General features: G+C 67.6%; 14 protein-coding genes. 4 read left to right on the top strand and 10 right to left on the bottom strand.

Annotated elements, in window-relative coordinates; translation table 11 throughout:
• Positions 1–3: 3 nt before the first annotated feature.
• The 7 genes from MF610_RS01155 to MF610_RS01125 all read right to left on the bottom strand — a co-directional run bounded on the left by MF610_RS01155 (position 4) and on the right by MF610_RS01125 (position 7,258).
• On the bottom strand, positions 4–513 hold the full coding sequence (locus tag MF610_RS01155) for a chemotaxis protein CheW (protein ID WP_242192284.1): 510 nt from the start codon (positions 511–513) through the stop codon (positions 4–6).
• Positions 510–1,760 carry a CheR family methyltransferase gene (locus MF610_RS01150; RefSeq protein ID WP_242192283.1) on the bottom strand — a complete coding sequence of 417 codons (1,251 nt, stop codon included), beginning with the start codon at positions 1,758–1,760 and terminating at the stop codon, positions 510–512. Before MF610_RS01150 ends, MF610_RS01155 begins: the two co-directional genes overlap by 4 nt.
• Positions 1,757–2,230: a chemotaxis protein CheW gene (locus MF610_RS01145; RefSeq protein ID WP_242192282.1), complete on the bottom strand. Its 474-nt coding sequence runs from the start codon at positions 2,228–2,230 to the stop codon at positions 1,757–1,759. Before MF610_RS01145 ends, MF610_RS01150 begins: the two co-directional genes overlap by 4 nt.
• A gap of 34 nt (positions 2,231–2,264) precedes the next feature.
• Positions 2,265–2,801 carry a molybdenum cofactor guanylyltransferase gene (mobA, locus tag MF610_RS01140; RefSeq protein ID WP_242192281.1) on the bottom strand — a complete coding sequence of 179 codons (537 nt, stop codon included), beginning with the start codon at positions 2,799–2,801 and terminating at the stop codon, positions 2,265–2,267.
• Entirely contained in the window at positions 2,798–3,577 is a 780-nt protein-coding gene (gene fdhD, locus MF610_RS01135; RefSeq protein WP_242192280.1) for a formate dehydrogenase accessory sulfurtransferase FdhD, read from the bottom strand. Before fdhD ends, mobA begins: the two co-directional genes overlap by 4 nt.
• On the bottom strand, positions 3,574–5,859 hold the full coding sequence (locus MF610_RS01130; protein WP_242192279.1) for an FdhF/YdeP family oxidoreductase: 2,286 nt from the start codon (positions 5,857–5,859) through the stop codon (positions 3,574–3,576). The genes fdhD and MF610_RS01130 overlap by 4 nt, the downstream gene beginning before the upstream one ends.
• A 214-nt stretch (positions 5,860–6,073) precedes the next feature.
• Positions 6,074–7,258, bottom strand: a complete 1,185-nt coding sequence (locus MF610_RS01125) for an acetyl-CoA C-acyltransferase (protein WP_242192278.1) — start codon at positions 7,256–7,258, stop codon at positions 6,074–6,076.
• An 86-nt stretch (positions 7,259–7,344) separates the two neighbouring features.
• Here MF610_RS01125 and MF610_RS01120 point away from each other — a divergent pair, with 86 nt between their 5' ends.
• Complete coding sequence (locus tag MF610_RS01120) at positions 7,345–8,091, top strand: prepilin peptidase (RefSeq protein ID WP_242192277.1); 747 nt, start codon at positions 7,345–7,347, stop codon at positions 8,089–8,091.
• On the opposite strand, the gene MF610_RS01115 is transcribed toward MF610_RS01120, so the two are convergent.
• Together MF610_RS01115 and gntA are read right to left on the bottom strand one after the other, a co-directional pair.
• Entirely contained in the window at positions 8,088–8,675 is a 588-nt protein-coding gene (locus tag MF610_RS01115) for a DUF1989 domain-containing protein (protein ID WP_242192276.1), read from the bottom strand. The genes MF610_RS01120 and MF610_RS01115 overlap by 4 nt on opposite strands.
• A complete protein-coding gene (gene gntA, locus MF610_RS01110; RefSeq protein ID WP_242192275.1) occupies positions 8,672–9,358 on the bottom strand; it encodes a guanitoxin biosynthesis heme-dependent pre-guanitoxin N-hydroxylase GntA in 687 nt (228 codons plus the stop codon). The genes MF610_RS01115 and gntA overlap by 4 nt, the downstream gene beginning before the upstream one ends.
• 103 nt (positions 9,359–9,461) lie before the next feature.
• Here gntA and MF610_RS01105 point away from each other — a divergent pair, with 103 nt between their 5' ends.
• Complete coding sequence (locus MF610_RS01105; protein ID WP_242192274.1) at positions 9,462–9,923, top strand: MarR family winged helix-turn-helix transcriptional regulator; 462 nt, start codon at positions 9,462–9,464, stop codon at positions 9,921–9,923.
• Here MF610_RS01105 and MF610_RS01100 read toward each other — a convergent pair.
• Positions 9,917–10,921: a YihY/virulence factor BrkB family protein gene (locus MF610_RS01100; protein WP_242192273.1), complete on the bottom strand. Its 1,005-nt coding sequence runs from the start codon at positions 10,919–10,921 to the stop codon at positions 9,917–9,919. The genes MF610_RS01105 and MF610_RS01100 overlap by 7 nt on opposite strands.
• 169 nt (positions 10,922–11,090) lie before the next feature.
• Here MF610_RS01100 and MF610_RS01095 point away from each other — a divergent pair, with 169 nt between their 5' ends.
• Together MF610_RS01095 and MF610_RS01090 are read left to right on the top strand one after the other, a co-directional pair.
• On the top strand, positions 11,091–13,244 hold the full coding sequence (locus MF610_RS01095) for an autotransporter assembly complex protein TamA (protein ID WP_242192272.1): 2,154 nt from the start codon (positions 11,091–11,093) through the stop codon (positions 13,242–13,244).
• Positions 13,244–17,470 (top strand): translocation/assembly module TamB domain-containing protein, encoded by a 4,227-nt coding sequence (locus tag MF610_RS01090; RefSeq protein WP_242192271.1) that lies wholly within the window; start codon positions 13,244–13,246, stop codon positions 17,468–17,470. The genes MF610_RS01095 and MF610_RS01090 overlap by 1 nt, the downstream gene beginning before the upstream one ends.
• The last annotated feature ends 8 nt before the right edge of the window (positions 17,471–17,478 follow it).

Raw genomic sequence — 17,478 nt, 5'->3', positions numbered from 1 at the left:
TCCTTATCCTTCCTGAAGACGGGACGGGAGTAATGTTTCGATCAGCAACGCCGGGTCGACGCGGGTCAGCCGCGCGTCCCCTTCCGCGACGAGGCGGGTGAGGGTTGGCGGTGTATCGTCTTGCGGTACGGTCACGACGCCGGCCAGCGTGTCGACTGCCAGCGCGATGCGCGGCGTGTCGTGGCGCAGGACGATCATTGCCGCAGGACCGCTCGAGTCGCGGTCGAGGACCTGCGCGAGGGCGAACAGGTTCACGACGGTCCCGCGCCACGCGACCAGCCCCAGCAGCGCTGGCGGGGCGTGGGGCAGGCGGGTAACCTTGGGCAAGGGGGCGACCGAGCGGACGCAGTCGATCGGCAGGCCGTGGGTCACGCCGCCCAGATCGAAGGCAAGCAGCGTTTCCTGCGCGCGCTCGTCCGCCGGCGGCCGCGACAGCGCGCGCTGGCGGGCGAGCAGGATCGCAGCGATCGCATCGGCGTCAAGGCCATCGGCGACGATCGGCGGGGCGCTCATCGCGGGTTCCCGATCGCGTGGCGGATCGCGGCGGTCATCGCGCCGGCGGTCATGCCGTCGCCCTCGGCCAGTTCGGTCGCGGGGTCGAGGCTGCTGGCGACGCGCAGCGCGTTGGTAAGGCTGCGGCGGCCGTCGGGGTCGCGGCCCTGCGCGAGCAGGTAATGGCCGAACTGATAATGCGCCATGGCGAAGGAGCGGTCGAGATAGAGCGCGTCGCGAAAGGCGCGTTCGGCGCGGTCCTTGTCGCCCGACGCCAACGCATCGAGCGCGGCGAAATAATGGGTGACCGCATCGGGGGTTCGCGCGACCACGGGGATCGGCGCGGGTTCGGGCTTGCGTGCGACCCGGCGCGGTGGGGGCGCGACCGGGCGGGGTGGAGGGGCGAGCTCGACCGGCGGGGCGGCGGGTGCGGGGCGGCTGCCGCGCGGACGATAGGTCAGGATGCCGGCGACCTGCGCGGTATCGGCGACGGCGTCGAAGCCGGGATTGGGTTCGGCATGGCCGAGCAGCAGGATGCCGTCGGACGCGAGGCGGCCGGCGAGCGCGCCGACGATCGCGGTCGCGTCGTCTTGCGCAAAATAGATCAGGACGTTGCGGCACAGGATCAGGTCGTAATCGCTATACCCCAGCGGTGCGGCGGCATCGATCATCGCCAGCAGATTGTGGCGTTCGAACCGGGCGATCCCGCGATAGCGGTCCTTCAGCCGATAGCGGTCGCCGGTCCGGTCGAACAGCCGTGCCCGCTCCGCCTCGCCCATCGTACGCAGCGCCCATGACGAATAGTCGGCGGTACGCGCGGCGGTGAGGGCGGCTTCGTCGATATCGGTACCGGTCAGCGCGATGCGCCAGTCGGCGATGGCGTCGCCCAGCAGGTCGGCGAGCAGGATTGCGATCGAATGCGCCTCCGCCCCGGTCGAGCAGCCGACGCTCCAGATGCGCAGCCGCCGCTCGTCGCGGTTGCGCTCGAGCATCGCCGGCAGGATCGTGGTGCGCAGCGCGTCGAACTGTTCGGCAAAGCGGAAGAAGAAGGTCTCGTTGATCGTCACCGCGCTTTCGAGATACGGCCATTCGGCGTCGGCCGGATCGCGCAGCCGGTCGCGATAGGCGGCGATCGTCGTGTCGCCGGTTTCCTTCATCCGATGCGCGAGGCGTTCGGCGAGCTGCGCGTCCTTGTCGATGTAATAATGATGGCCGGTGCGCGCGATCACCAGCGCCTTGACCTCGGCAAAGCCATCGTCGGCGATCATGCGGCGGTCCACTGGTCGTGGCGGGCGGTAGCGGCGGCAGTCAGCGTCGCCAGCACGGCGCGCTCGGCATCGAACAGCAGGCGGTCGGGGGCGACGACATGCGCGCTGCTGCCGTCGGGAAGCGTCAGTTCGCCGACGATCGCCGCGTTGATGCTGTGCGTGGGATCGAGCGGGGCGACGTCGCCGTGCGCAACGTCCTCCGCGCGGTCGACCAGCAGGCACAGATCGTCGCGCAGCCGTACGAGATGCGCGAACAGTCCGATCGTCCCGACCTGCGCCTGCGGATCGAGCAGCAGTTCGGGGGCAAGCACCGGGACCGGGCAATCGTGCAGCGTGACGAAGCCGAGCAGGGGGCACGGCAGACCGGGGGCCGCATCGATCGGCAGCATCGGCAACACCTCGCGCACCGCCGCCATCGGCAGCGCGAGGCGGGTGGCGCCGATACGCAGGATCAGGAACGATGCGGTCATTACGCGGGTGCTATATCGCGCCTTGTCGCGGCTGTCAGTCGCGTTGCGCAGCGATGCGCACGAGATCATCGGGGGTGTTGACGTTCGCGATCGTGGCGCCGGCGATGCCGACCGCGCCGATCCGGTCGGCAAAGGCGCGGACCGAGCGCGATCCGCCTTCGGCCAGCAGCTGGTCCAGCGCCGATGCGGCGGTGGCCGGCCACCAGCCGATGACGGGCAGGCTGTCGAGGAAGGTGGCGGGTCCGGCTACCGATAGATGCTGGCGCAGATCGTCGGGCAGGAACGGGGCGTCGCAGGGCACGGTCAGCACCCGATCGAACCCCTTGGTGGCGGCGTAGTGCAGTGCCCCGGCGATGCCGCCCAGCGGCCCGAGGTCGGGGGCGGGGCGATCGGCCACGGCGGTCAGGCCGGGATGGTTGCGGCCGACGACGATCAGCGCATCGACCTGCGGCGCCAGCGCGGCGGCGACGCGGTCGATCAGCGCTTCGCCATCCAACATCGCCAGCGCCTTGTCGCTGCCGAAGCGACTGGAGCGGCCACCGCCGAGGATCGCCCCCAGCACGCGGGTCATGCGGCGTACAGCGCGTCGTTGCGGATCGAGGTACGCAGCGCCAGCCCGGCTGCGGCGGCGCGATCGATGGCCAGCGTCGTCGCGGCGGACAGGGTGGCGAGTAGCGGACAGCCGGCCAGCACCGCCTTTTCCACCAGCTCGAACGAACAGCGCGACGACAGCAACGCGAAGCCGCCGTCCCAGTCCAGCCCGCCGCGCCCCATCGCGCCGATCAGCTTGTCGAAGGCGTTGTGGCGACCGACATCCTCGCGCACCAGCCGGATCGTTCCGTCGGACGCACACAGCGCGGCGGCGTGGGTCGCGCCGGTTGCTCGCGCCAGTGGCTGATGATCGCGCAGGGCGGCGGCCGCAGCGAAGAGGGCGGCAGGCATCGCGGCGGTCTGCGCGGTGACGGCGGGCAGCGGGCGCAGCGCCTGTTCGAGATTTTCGATGCCGCACAGCCCGCACGACGATTCGGATACGCGGTGCCGCACCCGGTCGGCCACGCGGACGTGCCGTTCGGGGGCCAGCGTCACGCGCAGCAACGTGCCGGCGTCGGTGGCGTGCGCCATGACGTCGACTACCTCCGCCGCCCGGTCGACCAGCCGTTCGGCCAGCACGAAGCCGTAGGCGAGATCGTCGAGATCGACCGGCGTCGCCATCAGCACGGCGTAACCGAGGCCATCGACCTCGATCGCGACCGGCGCCTCGATCGCGATCGTCCGGTCCTGCGGCGCCGCTTCCCCCGATATCGCCACCCGGTCGAGTTGCCGGGTGGCCGACCCCGCCGGCGTCATTCGGCGACGATACGCACCGGCACTGCCTTCGCCGCCGGCGTCTGCGAGCCATGGTCGTGCCAGCTAAGCGGGACCAGCGGGTTGAGTTCGGGATAATAGCCGGCGATGCAGCCGTCGGGCAGGTCGAACGGTACGACCTTCAACCCTGCGACGCGGCGGTCGATCCCGTCCTCCGCATCGCCGACGATCGTTACGATCTGCCCCTTGTGCAGCCCGGCCTTCGCAATCTCCTTCGGGTTCATCATCACCACGTCGCGCGTGCCGGAAATGCCGCGGAAGCGATCGTCATAGCCATAGATGGTCGTATTGAACTGATCGTTCGATCGCAGCGTGACCAGCCGCAACCGCCCTGGCGCGTCCGCGATCGCGGTGCCCGACAATGAGCGCGGCACGGTGAATTCGGCCTTGCCGCTCTCGGTCTTCCACACGCGTTCGCGCGCCGAATTGCCGCGATAGAAGCCGCCCGGCGTGAACATGCGTTCCTCGAAATCGTGGAACTCCTCGGGATAGGTTTCCTCGATCAGCTTGCGGATTTTCGCATAGTCGCCGGTCCAGCCGTCCCAGTCGACCTTCGGATTGGGGTCGAGCGTCGCCTTCGCGATGCCGGCGACGATCGCGACTTCGGATTTCAGATGCTCGCTTGCGGGCTCGTGGGTCGCGATCGACCCGTGGATATGGCTGAACGTATCCTCGATCGTGACGATCTGTTCGCCGCTCGCCTGCCGGTCGACTTCGGTGCGGACGAGGCAGGGGAGGAGATAGGCGACCTTGCCGTTGATGAGGTGGCTGCGGTTGAGCTTGGTGGCGATCTGCACCGTCAGGCGCATGGTCGGCCATGCCGCCTCGATCCGTTCGAGATCGGGCACCGCGCGCAGGAAGTTGCCGCCGAGCGAGACGAACGCGTCGATGTCGCCCTTCAGCAAATCTTCGCACGCGGTGACCGTGTTGTGGCCATGGTCCATCGGCGGTTCGAAATCGAACAGTTCGCGCAGCCGGTCCATCGGCACCAGCTCGGGCTTTTCCGAAATGCCGACTGTGCGCTGCCCCTGGACGTTGCTGTGCCCGCGGACCGGCGACATGCCGGTGCCGACGCGGCCGATATTACCCTTCATCAGCAGCAGGTTGACGTAGGTCGCGACATTGTCGAACCCGTTGACCTGCTGCGTCAGGCCCATGCCGTAGATGCCGATCGTGCGGTCGGCCTCGACATAGACCTGTCCCGCGGCCTCGATATCGGCGCGGGGCAGGCCGCTTTCGCGTTCAATGTCGGTCCAGTCGGTGGCGCGGACCATTGCTTCGAACGCGGCGAAACCGTCGGTATGTTGTTCGATGAAGTCGACGTCAAGGACATGGACCTTGTGTTCCGCCCAACTCTTGTCCTCGGCGGCGAGGACGTGCTTGGCCATGCCGATCATCACCGCGACGTCGCCGCCGGGCTTTACCTGATGATATTGGCACGAAATCTTCGTCTCGGTGCGCGTCGCCATCTCGAACGGGTTCTGCGGGTCGGTGAAGGCGATCAGCCCCGGTTCCTTGACCGGATTGAACGTCACCACCTTGCACCCGCGCTTCACCGCGTCGCGCAAGGGGTGGAGGAAGCGTGGGCTGTTCGAGCCGGTGTTCTGGCCGAAGAAGAACATCGCGTCGCAATGTTCGAAATCGTCGAGGATCGAGGTGCCGACCGGCGCACCGATCGTCTTCTTGAGCGCGACCGAGGTCGTCTCATGACACATGTTCGAGCTGTCGGGCAGGTTGTTGTGGCCGTAGAGCCGGGCGAACAGCGCGTAGAGATACGAGGTTTCGAGGCTGGCGCGGCCCGAAGCATAGAAGATCGCCTTCTTCGGATCGATTGCGCGTAATTCGGCACCGATCGCGGCGAACGCCTCGTCCCAGCTGCATTCGACATAATGGTCGGTGGCGTGGTCGTAGCGCAGCGGGTGGGTCAGGCGTCCGACATGTTCGAGGTCGAAATCCTTCCACGTCTTCAACTCGCTGACCGAATGCTGGGCGAAGAATTCGGGCGTGCAGCGATTGGGCGTCAGGTCCCACAAGGTCGCCTTCGCGCCGTTCTCGCAGAATTCGAACGGGTGCGGCTCGGCGGGTTTGCCCCACGCGCAGGAGGTGCACATGAAGCCCTTGGTCTTGTTCTGCCGCGCGAGCTGCGCCAGCGCGGCGGGGCGGTTGTGCTCCTTGGCGAGGATCTTCGTCATCCCCTTGACCGAGCCCCAGCCACCCGCCGGACCGTCATACCCCACCATCGTATCGCGATCCGCCACGGCCATTCCTTCATCTACGCCTGTTGGCGTAGGCTACGCGGGGTGCGGGGGAAGGTTCCGGTGATAGTCGGGATCGGTACGGGGTGCTTTTTCTATCGTAAAGTTCGTCACTCCCGCGCAGGCGGGAGTCCATAAACGCTGACGCTCGCGAACGAGCCTATTACGTCGCGTGTATAGATTCCCGCCTGCGCGGGGATGACGATGGTTTTTCTTGGTGGAGTCAGTCCATCAACTCCACGGCCATCGCCGTCGCTTCGCCGCCGCCGATGCAGAGCGAGGCGAGGCCACGCTTTTCCCCGCGCGTTTCGAGTGCCGACAGCAACGTCGCCAGCACGCGCGCACCGCTGGCGCCGATCGGGTGGCCGAGGGCGCAGGCACCGCCATGGACGTTGACGCGGTCATGGGCGAGGTTCAGGTCGTGCATCGCCGCCATGGTGACGCAGGCAAAGGCTTCGTTGACCTCGAACAGGTCGACCTGCTCGGCGCTCCAGCCGGCTTTCTCCAGCGCGCGGCGCATCGCGAAGACCGGGGCGGTGGCGAAGCGGGCAGGGGCGTGGGCGAAGCCGGCATGGGCGACGATCCGCGCGATCGGGGTCAGCCCCAGTCGCTGCGCGACCGAGGCACGCGCCAGCACCAGCGCCGCCGCCCCGTCCGAGATCGACGACGCATTGGCGGCGGTGATCGTGCCGTCCTTCGAAAAGGCGGGTTTCAGGGTCGGGATTTTGGCGACGTCGCCGCGCGCGGGCTGTTCGTCGAGGCGGACGGTGGTGCTGCCCTTGCGGCCAGCGATCTCGACGGGGACGATTTCGCGATCGAACGCGCCAGAGGTCTGCGCCGCCTGTGCCCGGCGCAGCGATTCGATCGCGAAGGCGTCCTGCGCCTCGCGGGTGAAGCCATAGGCGGCCGAGGTTTCCTCGGCGAAGCTGCCCATCAGGCGGCCGGGTTCATAGGCGTCCTCCAGCCCGTCGAGATACATGTGATCGATCAGGCGGTCGTGACCGATCCGTGCGCCGCTGCGGTGGCGTTGCGACAGATAGGGGGCGTTGGTCATGCTCTCCATGCCGCCCGCGACGACGATGTCGGCCGATCCCGCGGCGATGGCGTCGGCGGCCATCATGACCGCCTGCATCCCCGATCCGCACATCTTGTTGACGGTCGTCGCCTCGACATGCTGCGGCAGGCCGGCGCCGAGCGCCGCCTGCCGCGCGGGCGCCTGACCGAGGCCGGCGGGGAGGACGCAGCCCATATAGATGCGCTCGATCGCCTCGCCCGACAGGCCGGCACGCTCGACGGCCGCGCCGACCGCGGTTGCGCCCAGTTGCGTCGCGGTGGCGCCCGACAGGCATCCCTGGAAGCTGCCCATCGGCGTGCGGGCATAGGACAGGATGACGACGGGATCGGACATGGGGCGCTCTCCGGAAAATTCTGGTTTCGTTTGTTATCATCTAGGGCGGTGGCAGCGGCGCCGCAATCGCGCTAGGCGCTGGACCCATGTCGTCGACCCTGCCGCCCCCGTTCTGGCCGATCCTGCTGGGGGTGCTGGGCGCGGTGTTCGGCAGCTTCATTGCGACGGTCGCGATCCGCTGGCCGGCGGGGCGTTCGGCGCTGGGCGGGCGGTCGGGCTGTGATGGATGCGGGCGGGAGCTGGCGTGGTTCGAGCTGGTGCCGGTCGCGAGCTTCGTCGTGCTGCGGGGCAGGTGCCGGAGCTGTGGCGCGGGGATCGCGACGGGGCATGTCGTGACCGAGTTGCTCGGCGCCGGGGTCGGAATTGCCGCGGGGCTGGTCGCGCCGGGATGGGAGGGCGTGGCCGGGGCGGCATGCGGGTGGCTCCTGCTCGCGCTGGGGGCGATCGATCTCGCGGCGTTCTGGTTGCCCGACGTGCTGACCGGGACGTTGGCGGTGGTGGCGCTGGGCGGCGGGCTGGCCGGGTTCGCGCCGTCGCCGTCGGACCGGTTGATCGGCGGGGCGGCGGGGTTCGCGGCGTTGTGGCTGGTGGCGGCGGGGTATCGCAGGGTGCGCGGGCGGATCGGGCTGGGGGGTGGCGACCCCAAGCTGTTCGGGGCGATCGGGCTGTGGCTCGGGTGGCGGGCGTTGCCGATGGTGTTGCTGATCGCTTCGGTGGCCGGGCTGGCGGTCGTCGCCGTCATGGCGGTTGCCGGGAAGAAACCCGCGGTGACGGACCGGCTGCCGCTGGGGACGTTGCTGGCGGGCGCCGCCTTCCTGTGCTGGGCGGTCTAGGCCGCCTCGACCCGATATTCGATCGGCTTGAAGCTGCCGCCGTTGGACGCGGGGGCAGAGCAGGCGGTCAGGCCGATCACGAGGTCCATGCCTGCGCGAAAGGTGATCGAATCGCCGGCCTTGCTGATCGGCGGCAGCACGCTGAGCTTGCCCGTCGCGGCGTCGATCGGCACGTTCATGAAACAGTTGAACGCCACCGGTATCCGGTCGGGCTGCACGCCATAGGGTTCGAGCGCCGCCGCGAGATTGCCGAAACAGCCGCGGTGTGGTGGCAGGTCGGGGTAGAAATGGTGGAAGGTGTCATAGGAACACGGCGTCAGCAGGAAGTCGTGGCAACCGACGGTATCGTCCAGGATCTCCAGCATCACCCGGCTGCGGTTCGAATAGAGGCTGTGACCGGTGGTCAGGCGGATCGTCTCGGCATAATCGAGCGTCCGGCCCGACGAGATCACCTCGTCCAGATCGTCGGCGTTGAACGCCAGCAGGTCGGCGACCTGGCAGCCGCGCGGATCGATCACGACCAGCGTGTCGCCCTTCGCCAGCCGGAATGCGGTGCCTGAACGTTCGGGGATGGTGACGTTCACTTGGGCTCGCCCGAATAGTGAAACGGGCAGGACCAGCGCTCGTCGACCACCCGGCCGCTATATTGCCGCGCCTCGCTGGCGGCACCGTGGCGGGCGAGCATCGGGTTGCGGCTGCCGGCCAATGCCTCATCGCGAACGAGGATTTTTTCGCGCATCGTTTCGTACTTGCCCTCGGCACGCAGGCGTTCGAACTGGTCGTGCAGGTTGAACACCAACGTCGGCCGTTCAAACCGTCGCGCCGGGCGGCTGGCGCGCGGGTGCAGGCCGACGATGAAGAAGGCCTCGCCACCGAAGCTCAGCGAGAAATGCGGATTGTCGGGGTCGGTACTGACGCGCGCGTCATAATCCTGACCGCGCCACACATCCTTGTCGGACAACGACTGGACCCGCTGCCACAGCGCGCGTTCGAAATCGGCTTCGCTCAGGTCGTCGGGACCATCGAAGATCACCGCGAAGCTGCGATACATCGCGCGGTCGCGACGGTAGTTTTCGGCAAGGCGCATCAGCGCGTCGTGGATGCGGACATCGTCCCATGCACTGTCGATGCGCGAGCAGGCGAGGACGTCGAGCGTCCCCTTCGCCATCGCCGATTTGGCGCCGACGCACGGGAAGGCCCGGTCGTCGACATGGTCGAACAGCATCGCCTGCAAGCGATCCTGCGCTTCGTGTTTCCAATTGAACATTCGCGGAGGTCCCGGCCCGGTTGTGGAACGACACTACGTTTCACGACTGATGCCGGTTCCGTTACGGTTGACCTGAAACGCCGTCACGGCAACAATCCCGGTCGTGAACAAACGACTGCTACTGGACGACTTCCTTCCGTATCGCCTGTCGATCGCGTCGAACCGCGTGTCCGACGCGATCGCCTCCACTTATCGATCGCTATTCGGGCTGCGAATCCCCGAATGGCGTCTGGTCGCGGTGATCGCCGAGAGCGGAGGAATCACGCAACAGGCACTGTGCGTCGCGACGTTGATGGACAAGGTGACGGTCAGCCGCGGCGCGATCGCCCTGGTCGATCGCGGGCTGGTCGAACGCAGCGCCAATACCGGCGACAAGCGGTCGCATCTGCTGCAGCTGACACCTTCGGGCCGCGCGCTGTACGAACAGGTCGCGCCCAAGGCGTTGTTGATCGAACAGGAATTGTTCGCATCGTTCAGTGCGCAGGAAATCGATCGGCTGCGCGACATGCTGGCCCGGGTGCAGGCCGCCGCCGAAGCGATGGAGCAGCGCGCGACCGATCAATAACGGTCGCGGCGGGGCTTCATCTGGCGCTTGCTCGGCAGGCTGTCGGCAAGGCGGGCGCCGCGATGGCCCATCGGCCGGGGGTGGCCGACAGTCGAATCGACGGCGGTCTGGCGTTCGGCCTCCGCATTGATTTCCGCGCCGATCAGGATGGCGAGGCTCGACACGAACAGCCACATCAACAGCACGACGACTGCGCCGAGCGCGCCATAGGTCGCGTTGTAATTGGCGAAGTTCGCCGCATACAGCCCGAACAGCACCGTCGCTGCCAGCCACAGCACGGTCGCCGCGACCGATCCTACCGACAGCCAGCGCCACTGCGCGCGCGCACGGTCGGGGCCATAGCGATAGGCGAAGGCGATCGCGGCGCTGGCGATGGCGCCCGCGACCAGCCACGTTGCGCCCTGGATCATGATCGCACCGGCCGTGCCGAGGAACGCCGTCTGGCTCTTGATCCACGTCAGGACACCCGCCGACACGAGGCCGACGATCGCCGCGAAGATCGCCGCGACGGTGATCATCGCCGACAACAGCGTGGTGGTGACGATGTTGCGTTCGTCCTCTTCCTCATAGATCACGTTCAGTGCCTGGATAATTGCGCTGGCCGCACGCATCGCGCCGTAGATCGACAGCAACAACGCGATCAAAAGGCCGAACCCCGCCTGTGACGAAGCGGTGGTCACGACCGCGATCAGCTGGTCCGAGATCAGACGCGCGGCATCGGCCGGCACCAGTTCGAAGATCGTCTCCATATGCCGTGCCACGGTGGATGGATCGGCGATCAGGCCATAGGTCATGACGATCGCACCCAGCAGCGGCACGAACGACAGGAACGCGTAGAAGGCGACCCCCGCCGCCATCAACGTCAGATTGTGATAGCCGACCATGGTATAAACCCGGATCAGGATCGCGCGCCACGCGGCCCAGGGGTGTTGCCATGGATGGTCCGAACCGCTGCCCGGTATGTTGGCTGGATCGATCGTTGCGGATGTGTCGGTCACGATGGCGCCCCCTTGCTTCGTTCCCCAACGCAACGGACCCGCGATCGGATGCAGGCAATTTCCATATGAACCAAATCTTTGCTCGCACGTTCTCGGGACACGGGGGTTGTACATTGCGACAACCAGACACGGGGACGGGGACAGCGTTTTGGGGGATTTTCGGGCGCGGATGACCGTCGTGCTGCTGGCAGGTACGATGCTGGCACCTACCGCTTTCGCACAGGACAATGCGGCGCGGCGCGATCCGCCGGCGGCGCCGACCGTCACCACGACCGCGCAACCGTCGACCGAAGCGATCGTTCCCGATCCCGAGTTCAACGCGGCGCTGCCGTCCTTGTCGGGCGACATCAATGCGCCGCTGGAGCCGATGTCGGCATTCGACACGTCCAAGGCCGCCACGCAACAGCCTGCGCCTCTGCCGGCACCGGCGCCGCAGCCGACCGTCCCTGTCAACGAAGCGCAGCAGCCGGCGGAAACGCTGCCCGAAGCGCCCGAACTGGCGCAACCGCTCACCCCGCTATCGTCGTTCGACGTTACCCCGGTCGAGGTCGCGGGCGTCGACGACAAGCGCGCAGTCGAAATCCGCTACGAAACGGTGGTCAAGGGCCTCGAGAAGATCGACGACACCGGCCAGTTCAAGGCGCTGTCGGCGCTGCAGGAAGGCGACGGCAAGGCAGCGAACGCGGCGATGGTACAAGCGCGCGCGAAGGAGGACGAGCAGCTTGCCGTCCGCATCATGCGCGCCAAGGGCTATTATGACGGCACCGCTACCTCGGCGATCGAACAACCGCCGGGCCAGCGGCTGCGTGCGGTTGTCACGGCAGTACCGGGGCGGCAGTTCACTTTGGGGTCGATCCGCATCGATACCCAGCCGACCGTGCCGCAGGGGCTGGTCGACAAGGAATTGCCGCTGAAGGTCGGCGACGCGATCGACGCCGAACGTATCCAGGCGGCCGAGGCGAATGTCAGCCTGAAACTGCCGCAACAGGGGTATCCGTTCGTCGAGGTCGGGCAGCGCGATATCCTGCTCGACGATACGACGGTCACCGGCGCCTATACGCTGCCGGTGACGACCGGTCCGCGATCGTCGTTCGGCACCTATTCGACCACCGGCAAGCTGGCGTTCGATGCGGAGCATGTCGGCGTGCTGGCCCGGTTCAAGCAGGGCGAGCTGTACGACAATCGCAAGGTCGACGATCTGCGCGCCGCGCTGGTGGCTACGGGCCTGTTCTCCGGCGTGTCGGTCGAGCCGCAGCGCACCGGACAGATCGCGGCGGACGGCACCGAAGCGGTCAACCTGCTGGTCAAGCAGGATGCCGGTCCCGCGCGGACGCTGGCGGGCGAAGCAGGCTATGGTACGGGGCAGGGTATCCGCCTCGAAGGGTCGTGGACGCACCGTAACCTGTTCCCGGCCGAAGGCGCGCTGATCGTGCGGGGCGTCGCGGGCACGCAGGAGCAGGGTGCGGGCGTCACCTTCCGCCGGTCGAACGCCGGGCAGCGCGACCGCACCTTCCAGATTCTCGCCAATGCCAGCCGCACCAACTACGACGCGTTCGAGGCGTTTACCGGGACGCTCGGCATCCGCTGGTCGTACGACTCCACGCCGATCTGGCAGAAGCGCTTCACCTATGCCTATGGCGCCGAGCTGATCGGTACCAACGAAGACACCTACGACTTCGATGTCGCGGCGCGCCGGCGCAAGACCTATGGCATCGCCGCGCTGCCGCTGTTTGCCGGGTTCGACACGTCGGACAATCTGCTGAACCCGACCAAGGGGTTCCGCGTGAAGCTGAACGTCAGTCCCGAGGCAGCGGTGCAGGGTGCGGTGCGCCCGTACGGCCGCTTCATGCTGGAAGGTACCGCCTACTACCCGTTCGGTGAGAGCATCGTCATCGCCGGACGTGCGCGGGCCGGATCGATTCAGGGGATCGCGCGCGACGACCTGGCGCCGTCGCGGCGCTATTATGCCGGTGGCGGTGGGTCGGTGCGCGGCTTCGGCTTCCAGGAACTGGGGCCGCGGACGCCCGAGGTGGACGAGGACGGCAACAATCTGAACCGGCCGATCGGCGGACGATCGCTGAACGAGTTCGCGCTGGAGGCGCGCTACCGCTTCGGCAATTTCGGTATCGTGCCGTTCATCGACGCCGGGCAGGTCTATGAATCGAGCCTGCCCAAGGGGTCGGATCTGCGCTTCGGTGCGGGTATCGGCGGGCGGTTCTATACCAATTTCGGGCCGATGCGCGTCGACGTGGCGACGCCGATCGCCAGGCGGCCGGGAGAATCCAAGATCGCGCTCTACATCTCGATCGGGCAGGCATTCTGATGAGCGACGTCGACATGCCCGCCACCGACACCGTCGTCGTGCGTGACCGCCCGCTGTGGCTTCGCATCCTGAAATGGATCGGCATCGCGCTGCTGGGGCTGGTGATCCTGCTGGCGGTGCTGGTGTTCGCGCTGAACACCGGGCCCGGCCGCGGGTTTCTGGTCAGCAAGCTCGACGGATACACGACCGCGTCGGGGCTGAAGGTCAATATCGGCCGGATCGACGGGTCGCTGTACGGCGCGATGACCGTGCGCGAGTTGCGGTTGAGCGATACGCAAGGCGTGTTCGCCTATTCCCCCGAGATCGCGGTCGACTGGCGCCCGTTCGCCTTTGCCAGCAGCCATGTCGATATTCGCAGCCTGACCAGTCCGCTGGTCCGCTATGCCCGCAATCCGGTGTTGAAGGATACGCCGCCCGGCGATCCCAATGCGCCGCTGCTGCCCGATTACGATATCGACGTGAACCGGCTGCGCGTCGACCGGATCGAGGTCGGCCCGGCGGTGACCGGGCAGCGCCACATCGCGCGGGTCGACGGCGAAGTGCATATCGCCGACCGGCGGGCGCAGGTGACCGCCAATGCCGCGACGATCGCCGCGCCGGGGATCGCCGGGGGCGACCGGGTCGCGCTGAAGCTCGACGCCGTGCCCGACGACAATCGCTTCGATGTCGACGCGCGGATCACCGGGCCGGCGAACGGCATGATCGCCGGCATGGCCGGGCTGAAGGCACCGATCGCCGCGACGATCGACGGACAGGGCGATTGGAGCAACTGGCGGGGGCGGCTTGCCGGCACGCTGGGCGGGCGGCCGCTGGCCGACCTTTCGGTTACCGGACGCGACGGGCGCTTCACCGTGCGCGGCTCGACCCAGCCGGGGCTGATCCTGGAGGGACCGGTCGAACGGCTGACCGCGCCGCGGCTCGACGTCGCGATCGACGCGACGCTGGCGGATCGCAAGGCGGACACCCGTATCCAGTTGCGCTCCAGTGCGCTGGCGGTGAACGCGGCGGGGCTGCTCGATCTGGGCAACAGCCGGTTCGGCAATTTCCGGACCGAGGCGATGCTGCTTACGCCGGGCGCGATCCTGCCCAACCTCAACGGCCGGTCGCTCCGCGCGGCGGTGGTGCTGGACGGCGGGTTCGGCACGCCGACGGTCGATTACAAGGTGCAGGCAGCAGCGATCGGCTTTGGCGAAACCGTCGTCGAGCAGCTATATGCCGAGGGCCGCGCGACGGTCGACGCCGATCGCATCCTGATCCCGATCGCTGCCAAGGCGCGGCGGATCACCGGGCTGAACGCTGCCGTGGGCGGGTTGGTCACCAACGTCGCGATCAATGGCGACCTCGCCATTTCGGGCGATCAGGTGCTGTCCGACAATCTGCGCATTCGCTCCGACCGGATCGACGCGACCGCGATCGTCGCCGCCAACCTGACCACCGGACGCTATACCGGCGCGATCAAGGGGCGGATTAACGATTACGAAGTCGCCAGCATCGGCATCCTGAACCTGTCGACCGACGCCAGCCTCTATACCGCGCCGAACGGCGGGTTCGGGATTAAGGGTCGGGTGGTCGCGCAGACGACGCGGCTGTTCAACGAAGGGGTGCGCAACTTCCTTGGCGGCAACGTGTCGACCACGCGAGTCGATGTCGGCGTCGGGCCGGACGGGATCGTCACCTTCTCCAACCTGCGGATGAATGCGCCACAGTTCCGTATCACCAACGGGTCGGGCCGCTATGATCCGGCCGGGCCGTTGCTGGTCAATGCCGATGCCTATTCGACGCAATACGGGCCGCTCAGCGCGCGGGTGACGGGATCGGTCGCAGCACCGCAGGTGTTGTTGCGCGCGGCTCGGCCGGGCGTGGGCATCGGCCTCGTCAATCTCGAAGCGCGGGTGCGCGGGCAGGGCGATCGCTATGCGATCCAGGCGACCGGGGGCACGAACTACGGCCCGTTCCGCGCCGATGTGCTGGTGTCGACCGCACCGCGCCTCGTCGCCGATATCCGCTCCGCCACCTTTGCCGGCATGAACATCGACGGCCGGATCGCGGCGACCGACGCCGGACCGTTCGAGGGACGGGTCAACTTTGCCGGATCGGGCGTGGCGGGGATCGCTCGCCTGTCGGCACAGGGCAAGTACCAGCGCGCCGACGTCAATGCGCAGGCATCCAACGCGGTCATCCCCGGCAATATGGGGCTGCGCATCGGCCGTGCGATCGTGACGGCGACTGCGGTGCTGTACGACCAGCCGGAGATCGTTGCCGACGCGCAGGTCGCGAACCTGTCGATGGGCGACTTCGTCCTCGAACGCAGCCGGGCCAAGGTGAATTATCGCGGCGGCAACGGTACGGCGCAGATGTTCGCCGAAGGATCGTCGGGGGTGCCGTTCCGCGTCGCCGCCAATGCACAGCTGCGGCCGAACGACTATCTGGTCGCGTTGCAGGGTGTCGCCAATTCGATCCCGTTCAAGACCGCCAATCCGGCGCGCATCGTATCAGCGCCGGGCGGCTATCGCCTGTACCCGACGCGGATCGACTTCGCGCAAGGGTCGATCCGGGCCGCGGGTGTCTATGGCAACGGCATGTCGATCCAGACGCGGCTCGACCGGCTGGACCTGAGCATCGTCAACGCCTTTGTCCCCGGTACCGGCATCGGCGGCACCGCCACGGGTAGTCTCGATTTCGCGCAGGCGGCGGACCAGAGCTTTCCGCGCGCCGATGCCCGGCTGACCATTCGCAATTTCCAGCGGACCAGCCTCGCCTCGATCTCCGAAGCGGTCGATATCGTGTTTGCCGGCGACCTGCGTCCCGAAGGCGGCAGCGGACGTGCGCTGATCCGGCGCGGCACGACGACGGTCGGGCGGATGGTTGCGAACCTGCGGCCGTTGCCGCCGGGCAGCGGGTCGTGGGTGACGCGGATGCTCGCCGCGCCGTTGTCGGGGGGTATTCGCTATAACGGGCCGGCCGGCGTGCTGTTCTCGTTCGCGGGGCTGGCCGACCAGCAATTGTCGGGGCCGATCGGCCTTGCTGCCGACTTCGGTGGCCGGGTGCAGGCGCCGCAGCTGACCGGTGTCGTGCGGGCGAACAACCTGACCTATGAGAACGAGACGCTGGGTACCCGCCTGACCAATCTGGGCATCAACGGCCGCTTTACCAACGACCGCTTCGAACTGACCCAGCTGCGTGCGCAGGCCGGTGAAGGCACGGTCGCGGCGCAAGGCACGATCGGGCTGGCAGCCGACAGCGGCTTCCCGATCGATATCCGGGCGCAGTTGCGCGACGCCCAACTGGCGCGCAGCGATGCGCTGGGTGCGTCGGCGACGGGCGATATCCGCATCCAGAACGGTCGTGACGGGGGGCTGATCTCGGGTGATGTCATCATCCCCGAGGCACGCTACCAGATCATCCGGCAGGGCGCGGCCGAGGTGCCGGAGTTGACCGGGGTACGTCGCAAGAGCGACGCGAACCGTGGTGCGGCGGCGCAACGGCAACAGGTCGCCGCATCGGCCGGGTTGTTCCGCCTCGCGCTGCGGGTGCGGGCCGACAACCGGCTGTTCGTGTCGGGCATGGGGCTGGAGTCGGAATGGCAGGCGGACCTGCGCATCGCCGGCACCTCGTCCGCGCCGACGATCAACGGCCAGATGCGGATGATCCGCGGCACCTATTCGTTCGCGGGCAAGCGGTTCGAGGTCGAACGCGGCGTGATCCGGTTCGAGGGTTCGGACTTCACCAACCCGGTCATCGACATCGCGGCGACGACGACTGCCGAAGGCGTGACGGCGACGATCAACGTCACCGGCACCGCACAGGCGCCGCAGATCGCGTTCAGTTCGACCCCGGCGCTGGCGCAGGACGAAGTGCTGTCGCGGTTGCTGTTCGGCAGTTCGGTGACGAACCTGTCGGCGACCGAAGCGATCCAGCTAGCCGCGGCGCTCAACTCGCTGCGCGGGTCGGGTGGTGGCGGGCTCAATCCGCTGGGCAAGCTGCGCTCGGCGACCGGGTTCGACCGGTTGCGCGTGCTGGGCGGCGACGAGGCGAGCGGGCGTGGCACGTCGCTGGCGGCGGGCAAGTATCTGACCGATGATATCTATATCGAGATCATCACCGACGCGCGGGGCTTCACCGCCACGCAGATCCAGATCGCGCTGACCCGCACGCTCAGCCTGTTGTCGCAGACCGGATCGTTCGGCGGATCGAACGCCTCGCTGCGCTACAGCCGGGATTATTGATTGGCGGC

This window comes from Sphingomonas hankookensis, assembly GCF_022664465.1.
Classification (GTDB): domain Bacteria; phylum Pseudomonadota; class Alphaproteobacteria; order Sphingomonadales; family Sphingomonadaceae; genus Sphingomonas; species Sphingomonas hankookensis.
This window is presented reverse-complemented; position numbering and strand designations above follow the sequence as displayed.

Excerpts from the sequence above, each read along its gene's own strand:
- MF610_RS01155 (WP_242192284.1), bottom strand. The coding sequence starts at position 513 with ATGAGCGCCCCGCCGATCGTCGCCGATGGCCTTGACGCCGATGCGATC.
- MF610_RS01150 (WP_242192283.1), bottom strand. The coding sequence starts at position 1,760 with ATGATCGCCGACGATGGCTTTGCCGAGGTCAAGGCGCTGGTGATCGCG.
- MF610_RS01145 (WP_242192282.1), bottom strand. The coding sequence starts at position 2,230 with ATGACCGCATCGTTCCTGATCCTGCGTATCGGCGCCACCCGCCTCGCG.
- mobA (WP_242192281.1), bottom strand. The coding sequence starts at position 2,801 with ATGACCCGCGTGCTGGGGGCGATCCTCGGCGGTGGCCGCTCCAGTCGC.
- fdhD (WP_242192280.1), bottom strand. The coding sequence starts at position 3,577 with ATGACGCCGGCGGGGTCGGCCACCCGGCAACTCGACCGGGTGGCGATA.
- MF610_RS01130 (WP_242192279.1), bottom strand. The coding sequence starts at position 5,859 with ATGGCCGTGGCGGATCGCGATACGATGGTGGGGTATGACGGTCCGGCG.
- MF610_RS01125 (WP_242192278.1), bottom strand. The coding sequence starts at position 7,258 with ATGTCCGATCCCGTCGTCATCCTGTCCTATGCCCGCACGCCGATGGGC.
- MF610_RS01120 (WP_242192277.1), top strand. The coding sequence starts at position 7,345 with ATGTCGTCGACCCTGCCGCCCCCGTTCTGGCCGATCCTGCTGGGGGTG.
- gntA (WP_242192275.1), bottom strand. The coding sequence starts at position 9,358 with ATGTTCAATTGGAAACACGAAGCGCAGGATCGCTTGCAGGCGATGCTG.
- MF610_RS01095 (WP_242192272.1), top strand. The coding sequence starts at position 11,091 with ATGACCGTCGTGCTGCTGGCAGGTACGATGCTGGCACCTACCGCTTTC.
- MF610_RS01090 (WP_242192271.1), top strand. The coding sequence starts at position 13,244 with ATGAGCGACGTCGACATGCCCGCCACCGACACCGTCGTCGTGCGTGAC.